Origin of the sequence: Mesorhizobium sp. M2A.F.Ca.ET.037.01.1.1 (genome assembly GCF_003998075.1) — a bacterium.
Classification (GTDB): domain Bacteria; phylum Pseudomonadota; class Alphaproteobacteria; order Rhizobiales; family Rhizobiaceae; genus Mesorhizobium.
Genome location: NZ_RZSA01000204.1, coordinates 1 through 8023, shown reverse-complemented (window position 1 = coordinate 8023; position 8023 = coordinate 1). Strand labels below are relative to the sequence as shown.

At 63.8% G+C, this 8023-nt stretch carries 9 protein-coding genes; 4 read left to right on the top strand and 5 right to left on the bottom strand.

All coding sequences use genetic code 11. The annotated features are described in order from the left end of the window. A partial coding sequence (locus EOA27_RS12765) for an amidohydrolase (RefSeq protein ID WP_145970330.1) occupies nucleotides 1–1289 on the bottom strand: 1289 nt, incomplete at its 3' end. A gap of 241 nt (nucleotides 1290–1530) precedes the next feature. Between EOA27_RS12765 and EOA27_RS12760 the strand changes: the two genes are divergently transcribed. The 4 genes from EOA27_RS12760 to EOA27_RS12745 all read left to right on the top strand — a co-directional run bounded on the left by EOA27_RS12760 (nucleotide 1531) and on the right by EOA27_RS12745 (nucleotide 5166). Then, nucleotides 1531–2184 carry a TetR/AcrR family transcriptional regulator gene (locus EOA27_RS12760; protein WP_126081538.1) on the top strand — a complete coding sequence of 218 codons (654 nt, stop codon included), beginning with the start codon at nucleotides 1531–1533 and terminating at the stop codon, nucleotides 2182–2184. A gap of 41 nt (nucleotides 2185–2225) precedes the next feature. Then, nucleotides 2226–3257 carry a histone deacetylase family protein gene (locus tag EOA27_RS12755; protein ID WP_126059637.1) on the top strand — a complete coding sequence of 344 codons (1032 nt, stop codon included), beginning with the start codon at nucleotides 2226–2228 and terminating at the stop codon, nucleotides 3255–3257. Between the two features lie 431 nt (nucleotides 3258–3688). Then, nucleotides 3689–4399 carry a helix-turn-helix transcriptional regulator gene (locus EOA27_RS12750; protein WP_126059636.1) on the top strand — a complete coding sequence of 237 codons (711 nt, stop codon included), beginning with the start codon at nucleotides 3689–3691 and terminating at the stop codon, nucleotides 4397–4399. Then, nucleotides 4396–5166 (top strand): helix-turn-helix transcriptional regulator, encoded by a 771-nt coding sequence (locus EOA27_RS12745; RefSeq protein WP_126081537.1) that lies wholly within the window; start codon nucleotides 4396–4398, stop codon nucleotides 5164–5166. Before EOA27_RS12750 ends, EOA27_RS12745 begins: the two co-directional genes overlap by 4 nt. Nucleotides 5167–5230: 64 nt before the next feature. On the opposite strand, the gene EOA27_RS12740 is transcribed toward EOA27_RS12745, so the two are convergent. The 4 genes from EOA27_RS12740 to EOA27_RS12725 all read right to left on the bottom strand — a co-directional run. Continuing rightward, on the bottom strand, nucleotides 5231–5668 hold the full coding sequence (locus EOA27_RS12740; RefSeq protein WP_042640450.1) for a hypothetical protein: 438 nt from the start codon (nucleotides 5666–5668) through the stop codon (nucleotides 5231–5233). Between the two features lie 17 nt (nucleotides 5669–5685). After that, nucleotides 5686–6768, bottom strand: a complete 1083-nt coding sequence (flhB, locus tag EOA27_RS12735; protein ID WP_126081536.1) for a flagellar biosynthesis protein FlhB — start codon at nucleotides 6766–6768, stop codon at nucleotides 5686–5688. A gap of 24 nt (nucleotides 6769–6792) precedes the next feature. Continuing rightward, complete coding sequence (locus EOA27_RS12730) at nucleotides 6793–7815, bottom strand: flagellar motor switch protein FliG (RefSeq protein ID WP_126081535.1); 1023 nt, start codon at nucleotides 7813–7815, stop codon at nucleotides 6793–6795. A 43-nt stretch (nucleotides 7816–7858) separates the two neighbouring features. Beyond that, nucleotides 7859–8023, bottom strand: a 165-nt coding sequence (locus EOA27_RS12725) for a FliM/FliN family flagellar motor switch protein (protein ID WP_189562013.1), incomplete at its 5' end; no start/stop codon positions are given.

Here is an 8023-nt window from a genome sequence, read left to right as displayed (position 1 = left end):
ATGCGCGAGATCGTCGGCTCCAGCGGGAAGTTCATCGCCCCCGGCGGATGCGCCGGCTGCATCGAAGCCAGAACGCCAAGTTCGGCGAAGCGCGGCACGTCGGGCGCCGTGATCACCTCGATATGCTCGACGCGGTGGCGGCTGTCGCGCCTGCCGTTCTTCTTCGCCGCCGCCTGATAGCCGTCGAGCACCGCGCGAACCGCGCCATCGCCGATCGAATGCACGGCGATCTGCAACCCGCGCCTATCGGCCTCGACCGCGACCTCGGCGAAATGCTGCGGCGAAAACAGCGGCTCGCCGCGCCAACCGGGACGGTCGGCATAGTCGTCGACCATCACCGCGGTCCAGGAATCCAGCACGCCGTCATAGAAGACCTTGACCATGCCGGAGGACAGCCACTCGGACTTGTAGGTTGCGGCCATCCGCGAGGCTTTTTCCAGCATGTCCAGCTTCATGAAGTTCTTGAAGTGGAACGGGATTTTGGTGCGGCAAAGCAACCGTCCCTCTTTTTCCAGATCGGCCAGCAGCTCGAGCTGGTAGAAGTTGCCGTCCATGTTCTGGATCGATGTGATGCCTTGCTTGGCGCACCATTCAAGCCCGCGATGCATCAGATCGCGATCGGCCGCCAGCTCGCTTGGCGAAGGATGAGGATCCGGCTCGACTCCCTCCAGGCCAAGCCGCGCGCGATTTGCCCCGTAGTGGTCGAGGACCGGCCCGAACGCCTCGCTCTCGCGCAGCTCGCCTGCGGCAAGCCCGTCCGCGCCCATGACGATCTCGTTGCCTTGGCCGACCTCCTTGCCATGCAGCAGGCCGGCCTCTTCCAGCGCCTTGGTGTTCGCCCACATCGTATGGTGGTCGGATGCCGACATGACGAAGGGCCGGTCAGGAATGATGCGGTCGAGATCGTGGCGCGTCACCGGCTCGGGCAGAATCGCGTAGTCGACGCCGGCGCCGATCAGCAGCTTGGCGTCCGGGCGCTTCGCGGCGAAATCCTGGATCGCGTCGCGCAGCGCGTCGAAGCCATGCACGCCCGCCAGATGCAGATTGTCGAGCTCGGCCGCGCCGCCGAACAGATGCATATGCGCCTCGATGAAACCCGGCAGCACCGAGCCGCCCTGGGCGTCGACAATTTTTGTCGCCGGTCCTTTGAGTTCTTCGATGGAAGCGCGGCTGCCGATGGCGATGATGACGCCGTCCTTGACGGCGATAGCCTCGGCGGCAGGATTGTCATCGTCCATGGTCAGCACTCGACCGTTGACGACCACCAGATCCGCACCACCAACCGACATCGCGACTCCACATTTGCTGAGGGACCGACAGCGCGAAGTCCTGCGAGCCGCCGCTCCACCGGGGCGGCGCCGTGGGACAAAGTCGATGCCGATGCGCCGTCTTCGAAATTCCCCTTGTTATCGTTGAAGACAGCGTGGATAAAGAATGCGACTGTTTATTCGCGTTTGTCAACAGCCGGAATTTGGCATGTATAGTGGACTGCACCGCGTGAGGCCGAGCGGGGAATGGGGGCAACGAGCAGTGAAGCGCAGTCTCGACCGCAAGACCAAAATAGCGCTCGAGCCGCGCAAGCAGCCACGGCAGCAACGGTCGAGCAAGGTGGTCGACAGGATTCTCGACGCAGCGCTGATCCTGACCCGCGAGCAAGGAACCAAGACCCCGACGACGCTCGCCATCGCGCAGCGCGCCGGCCTATCAGTCGGTTCGGTCTACCAATATTTCCCCAACAAGGAAGCCATCCTTCTCGAACTCGGCAGGCGCTGGCTGTCTTCCTTTCCCGAGGTGATTGCCAAGCGTATCAAAGTTGCCCAGCCCACCAACCGCGACGAGTTTCAGCGCGAAGTGCGCAAGCTCTTCATCGACACATCCAGGCTCTATCTCGACAACGTCACGCTGATGCCGGTGATCGAGGCGATATCCGGCAATGCCGACCTGAGGCCGATCCAGGATGGATACGACAAGGAGATCATCGCCCTCTACGCAGCCTGGCTGCAGCATGTGAACCCGGCGCTCGAGGAAAAGACCGCCAAGCGGCTGGGCCTGGTGATGATGGAGGTCGGGCACGCCTGCAGGCTTGTCGGACTGAAGCGGGATCGCAAGACATTCGACCTCATAGAGGACGATGTGGAAGCCATGTGGCTGGCTCTCGTGACCCCCTATCTCAACCTCGACTGATTTCGCACCTCCAACTGTTTTCGTACTTCCAGGGGAATTCCATGAAGACTGTCTTTTCGCCGCTTCACGCCGGTCATTCAGGCCAGATGGAACTGGTCACATCGGCCATCGTGCCCGGCTTCGAGAAACCGTCGCGAGCCGAATTCATCAAGGCGCGGGTGGAGAGCGAGAAGCTCGGGCCGATCATCGGACCGGTCGAGCACGACCTCGCCGCCGCCAAGCGCGTGCATGATGCCCACTACATCGATTTCCTGCCGACGGTCTGGCCGGAATGGGTCGCCGCCGGTTTCACGGGCTCGGCCATGGGCTTCACCTGGCCGACGCGCGGCCTGCGCGGCGACGTTCCGCCGAAGCGCGTCGACGCCCTGCTCGGCTATTATTCCTTCGATGCCGGCGCCACCTTCGTCGAAGGCACCTGGGCGGCGATCAAGTCATCCTATGATGTCGCGCTGACCGCCGCCGCCCTCGTCAAGGGCGGCGAGCGCACCGCCTTCGCGCTTTGCCGCCCGCCCGGCCATCATGCGGGTGCCGCCTTCATGGGGGGCTATTGCTTCATCAACAACGCCGCCGTCGTCGCGCAATGGTTCCGCGACCAGGGCGCCAGGCGCGTGTCGATCCTCGATGTCGACTACCACCACGGCAACGGCACGCAGGAGATCTTCTATCGCCGCGGCGATATCCAGGTACTCAACCTGCATGGCGACCCGATGGTCGAGTATCCCTTCTTTCTCGGCCACGCCGATGAGCGCGGCGAAGGCGAAGGCGAAGGTTTCAACGTCAACTACCCGATGCCCTTCGGCACCGACTGGGACGGCTGGAGCGCATCGCTGGAGGATGCCTGCGGCAAGCTCACCGCCTACGCCCCCGATGTCGTCATCGTCTCGCTCGGCGTCGACACCTTCGAGAAGGACCCGATCAGCCAGTTCAAGCTGAAGAGCGTCGACTACCCCAAGATCGGCCGCCGCATCGCCAGGCTCGGCCTGCCGACGCTGTTCGTCATGGAAGGCGGCTACGCCGTGGAAGAGATCGGCATCAATGCCGTCGGCGTGCTGACCGGCTTCGAGGATCGCTGATCCCCACCCGAATGGGCCTACGCCCCCGGATGCAACCGGGGGCGTATTTGTTGCAGCCGCGCGGCGAAAGGCTCAATTCAGCTTTGAAATCACCGCCAAGCAACGCGAAAACCGGCCGCTGAGTCGCAACGCGAGTCCACCGGATTCGATTTTGTCAAATCGCATTTGATGTCGGATTCATCTGCGGGTAGATTAGACCCGAATCAGCCGGTCCACGGGGGGCGCGGCGACCACCCAAAGTCTCAAGTTCCGGCGCCAGGCCGGCACCAGACGCGGACGGTTTCGCGTTCCCTGGAGGGATTCGGCGCGGTTGGGGCGCCGTTCGCGTCCGTGAGTGTGTCTTCGTAAACGTGATGTGTTTCGGGTCCGGCCGCCGGCTTCGCCAGCACCGGGCACAAGGATCGATTCCGGCAAGAATCCAAGAATTGGAAATGAGCAGTCCCGCCGCGCTTCTCCAACCCGATGCTTCAGGCCCGCACCTGACGTCCCGCGGCGATCTCACCGGTTTTTTCATGCAGCTTGCAGCCGACATCGGCGCAGACAGCTACATGCTGGTCGCCATTGTGCATGACCAGGACCGCAACGACGCGCGCATCGTCTCCTCGAACTGGATCTTCGATGCCATCGAGCTGATCGGCAAAAGGCTGATCGCCAACCTGGCGCTCGGACCTCTGACCGTGGCGCCGGGGGTGCGTCCGAAGCCGTTGGTGGCGGCGCACGCGCCCGACGCCGGCGCATTGCTGACCGGCGAAGAGGCCCGCCTGCTCGACGTGCTCGGCCATGCCGAAATCTACTCGTTGCGGCTCAATGTCGGCCGCCAGCGCCTGTTCGTGCTGTTCTCGGCCGCCGAGGCAGGCAAGATCGACCTGACGGCCCTGATGAAGGCGCAGCTCAAATGCTGCTATGCGCTTTCCAGCATTCCGCAGTTGATCGCGGCGGCATCCATGCAGGACCCGTTGTCGGACCGCGAGCGCGAATGCCTGTTCTGGGTTTCGGAAGGCAAGACCACCGACGAGGTGGCCGTCATCCTCGGCGTCTCGTCCAACACCGTCAACAGCTACATCACGCACGCCATCCAGAAGTTCGCGGCCTCGAACCGCGCGATGGCGATCGCGACGGCGATCAGGAGCGGCATCATTTGAAGCACGCACAGGTCAAAGAGGCGGCCGCCGCCCTTTTCAACGATCAGCGCAATCCCTTCGGCGCCTTCTCGCTGGGCTCGGAGACGCATCATGCGGCCACCATTCCGGATGCCGTGCGCCGCTGCCGCTGGATCGCGGTCGACATCAACGCCTCAGCCTTCGGCCTCTATTTCGTCAGCCCCTCGCCTGAGCGCGCGCGTCTCGTAGCGTGCTTCGATTCCGACTATCCGAGCACCGCGGTCGCGACCAAATTCATCTCCGGCGCCAATGGCGAGGATGTGGTGCGCCACAGCCGCATCTCGACCACGCCGCGCTGGTGGGCCGACGACGGCATCGCCGGATCGCGGCAGATCTTCCAGTCGCTCGCCTGGGCCGAGCCGACCGCGCCGCTGGCGCCCGGCACCAATGGCATCGCGCTTCCCGTGCATGCCGAGCGCGGTCAATGCGGTCTGGTCGTCTTCCTGGGCTCTGAGATGGCGTTATCCGACGACATGCTGTGCGAGATCCACGCTCGCTCCTTCGCGCTTTTCGCGGCCGTCGCCCGCATCCGCCCCAGCGACAGCGGCCGGATGCGTTCGATCTCCAAGCGCGAGCTCGAATGCCTGAAGCTGACCGCCAACGGCAACACCAGCGAAGAGATCGCCAAGCTTCTCAAGCTCTCGGTGCACACCGCCAACCAGTACCTCACCCAGTCGACGCAGAAGCTCAACGCGGTCAACCGCAACCAGGCGGTCGCCAAGGCGCTGCGGCTCGGCCTGATCGAGTAGCAACACCGAGCCTGCGGCGTTGTAAACGTGCCGCAGCGAAATTGGCTCGGCTGCAATCAGATCGTTACGGAAAAGCCAGCGGCTCGGTCCTGCGGATGCGCGCCTCCTCCACGGCATCCTCGAGCAAGGCAGTGTTGTGCTCAGGCGTCTCGCCGGGCTTCTCGAACGACACGTAGTTGACCACCACGGAAGGCCCGCGCTCGGTCAGCGTCAATTGGAAATAGACCGTCACGCCGCGCGGCCGCAGCTCGAGATCAAGCACGATGCGCGGACTGCCGCTCCAGTCGACATGCGCCTCGCCGCCATGGCCGAGCCGCAATGTGCCCGGCCGGAAGTAAAGCTCGGCCGCCGAATCCACCAGGTCCGACAGGCAGGCGAAATGCTCGAGCCGGATGAAGGCGATATAGTCGGCAACGTCGATCAGCCTCAACTCGCCCACAACAGGCTCGATGGCGCTGGCGACGATCAGCTCGCGGGAATTGGCGTGTGGTTGCCGGTCCATGGATTAGCGGCGTCCGTTCATTGGGTTGCTTTGCGCGAGGCCTTCTTCGAGTAGACGATCCGCACCAATTCGGCGACCGCCTGGTAGAATTGCGACGGGATCACGCTATCAACCGAAACTTGCTTGTACATGGAGCGCGCAAGCGTCACGTCCTCGAAGATCGGGATGTTGTTCTCCCTGGCGATCTCGCGGATCTTGAGCGCCACCAGATCCTGCCCCTTGGCGAGCACGATGGGAGCGGAATCCTCCCCGCGCACATATTTCAGCGCGATCGAATAGTGCGTCGGGTTGGCGATCACCAGCGTCGCGCGCGGGACCGCCGTCATCATGCGCTTGCGCGCCCGGTCGCGCGCCAGCGAGCGCAACCGCGACTTGACGATCGGATCGCCTTCCGACTGCTTCAGCTCGTCCTTCACTTCCTGCTTGGTCATGCGCAGGTCGCGCCGCCAGTGGAAACGCGACCATACGATGTCGACCACCGCGATCAGGCCCATGACGAAAACGATCGCCACCAAAATGTCGACGAAGATGCCGCGTATCACCAGGCCGAACGAGACCGGGTTGGTGATCATGCCGGCGAGCAGCTTGCGATGATCTTGCGAGAGCGTGAAGCTCAGCACCGCGATCGCGAAGCCAAGCTTTGCCAGCGATTTCAGGAATTCGACCCAGCCCTGCACGCCGAACATCCGGCTCCAGCCCTTGGCGATCGAGATGCGCGACAGCTGCGGCCTGATCCGTTCACCGACGATCTGCGGCAGGTTCTGGAAAACCGAAGCGCCGATGCCGGCAACCGTCAGGAGCACGAGCAGGCTGACGACGGCGCGGCCGATCTCGCTCATCACCTGCCTGTAGAGCGAGATGACGTCGGTCTCGGTGTCCATCGGCCAAGCTTCCGGCTTTTCCAGGAAGGTCGACAGGAACATGCCGAGGTCGACGATCGCATCCTTGGCGTAGAAGACCGCGAAAACCAGGATGGCGAGGAAGGACGCAAAGATCGCGGTCTCGCGCGAATGGGGCAGCTTGCCCTGTTCGATCGTGTCGCGGATCTTCTTTTCTGTGGCTTCCTCGGTTTTGGAATCCTTGTCGACCGCTTCCGCCATGACGCTCTGACCGTGTGGCTGTCGTCAGGCGGCTTCGGCGGTGGCTGCCTGCATCGAAGGCAGCTCGAAGGCGCCTTCGCGCGACAGCCGGATGGCGGCGCTCGATATGCTCTTGCGGGCCGCCATGATGTCGGCAAGCGCAATGCCTTCCGATCCCTGTCCAAGCTCGGATTCGATCATGCGGCGAGAGCGCGCGCCGATCGCCGACAGTGCCGATTCGGCCAGCTCCGGCGACGCGCCGCGAAGCGCCAGCGTGACGAGTTCGGTCGACAGCCCGTCGAAGAGCAGAACCCGGGCTTTCTGCGGCAGCAGCGGCAGATCGTCGAAGGCGAACAGCCGCGACTTGACGCCAGCGAGATCGGGCGTGCCGGCTTCCTCCAGGTCCTGCATCAGGTCGTCCAGTTCCGGCTTCGCCATCTCGTTGAGCATGCTGGCGACGCGTTCCTGCCCGGCCGTGGTGTCCCTGCTGGCCTTCTGCGACAGCACGCTCACGCGCAGCTGGTTCTCGACGATCCTGGATGCCGCGTCCGGGATGTTGGCCATCGTCACCATGCGCTTGATGATCTGGCTGCGCATCGGCTTTTCCATGGTGAGCAGAACATTGGCGGCGGCCTGCGGCGCCAGCTTCGAAAGCACCATCGCGGACGTCTGCGGATGCTCGCCCGCAAGGAAGGCGCCGAGCCTTGCCGGTTCGAGCTTCTCGACGTCCGGCCAGATCGGCGCGGGCCCTTCCGCGACCGGCTCGAACTTCTTCTCGCCCATGATGGCGCTCATCTCTTCGGGCGACAGCGATTCGTTGAGGATCGTGTCCATCCGGTCGGCCGAATCGAGCAGGCCCGCACCCTCGGTGAACTCGGCCTCGAACTCGGCGACGATGCGCTCCAGATCGGCCTGCGGGATGGTGCGCAAGAGACGCGCGCCCTCGATCAGCGCCTTCAGCTCATCCTGCTTGAAGAATTTGAGCAGCCGGCTGGCCGCAGGCTTGCCCATGGCCACCAGTATGGCTGCCGCTTTTTGCGGACGTGTCAGCGCCAATGCCGTCGTCATGCGTGTTGCCCTCGCTGCCGATTGGTCCGCCCGCCGACCATTCTCAGGCGCTCTTCGTCGCGGCGATGATCTCGGTGAGCCTGATGCCGAAGCGCGTCGGATCGCTTTCCAGCACCGTGATCTCGCCGCGCGCTATTCTGCGGCCGTTGACGACCACGTCGACCGGCTCGCCGATACGGCGGTTGAGCGCGACCGTGGAGCCCTTCTG

Coding starts and splice junctions, on each gene's coding strand:
- EOA27_RS12755 (WP_126059637.1), top strand. CDS start 2,226: ATGAAGACTGTCTTTTCGCCGCTTCACGCCGGTCATTCAGGCCAGATG.
- EOA27_RS12750 (WP_126059636.1), top strand. CDS start 3,689: ATGAGCAGTCCCGCCGCGCTTCTCCAACCCGATGCTTCAGGCCCGCAC.
- EOA27_RS12740 (WP_042640450.1), bottom strand. CDS start 5,668: ATGGACCGGCAACCACACGCCAATTCCCGCGAGCTGATCGTCGCCAGC.
- flhB (WP_126081536.1), bottom strand. CDS start 6,768: ATGGCGGAAGCGGTCGACAAGGATTCCAAAACCGAGGAAGCCACAGAA.
- EOA27_RS12730 (WP_126081535.1), bottom strand. CDS start 7,815: ATGACGACGGCATTGGCGCTGACACGTCCGCAAAAAGCGGCAGCCATA.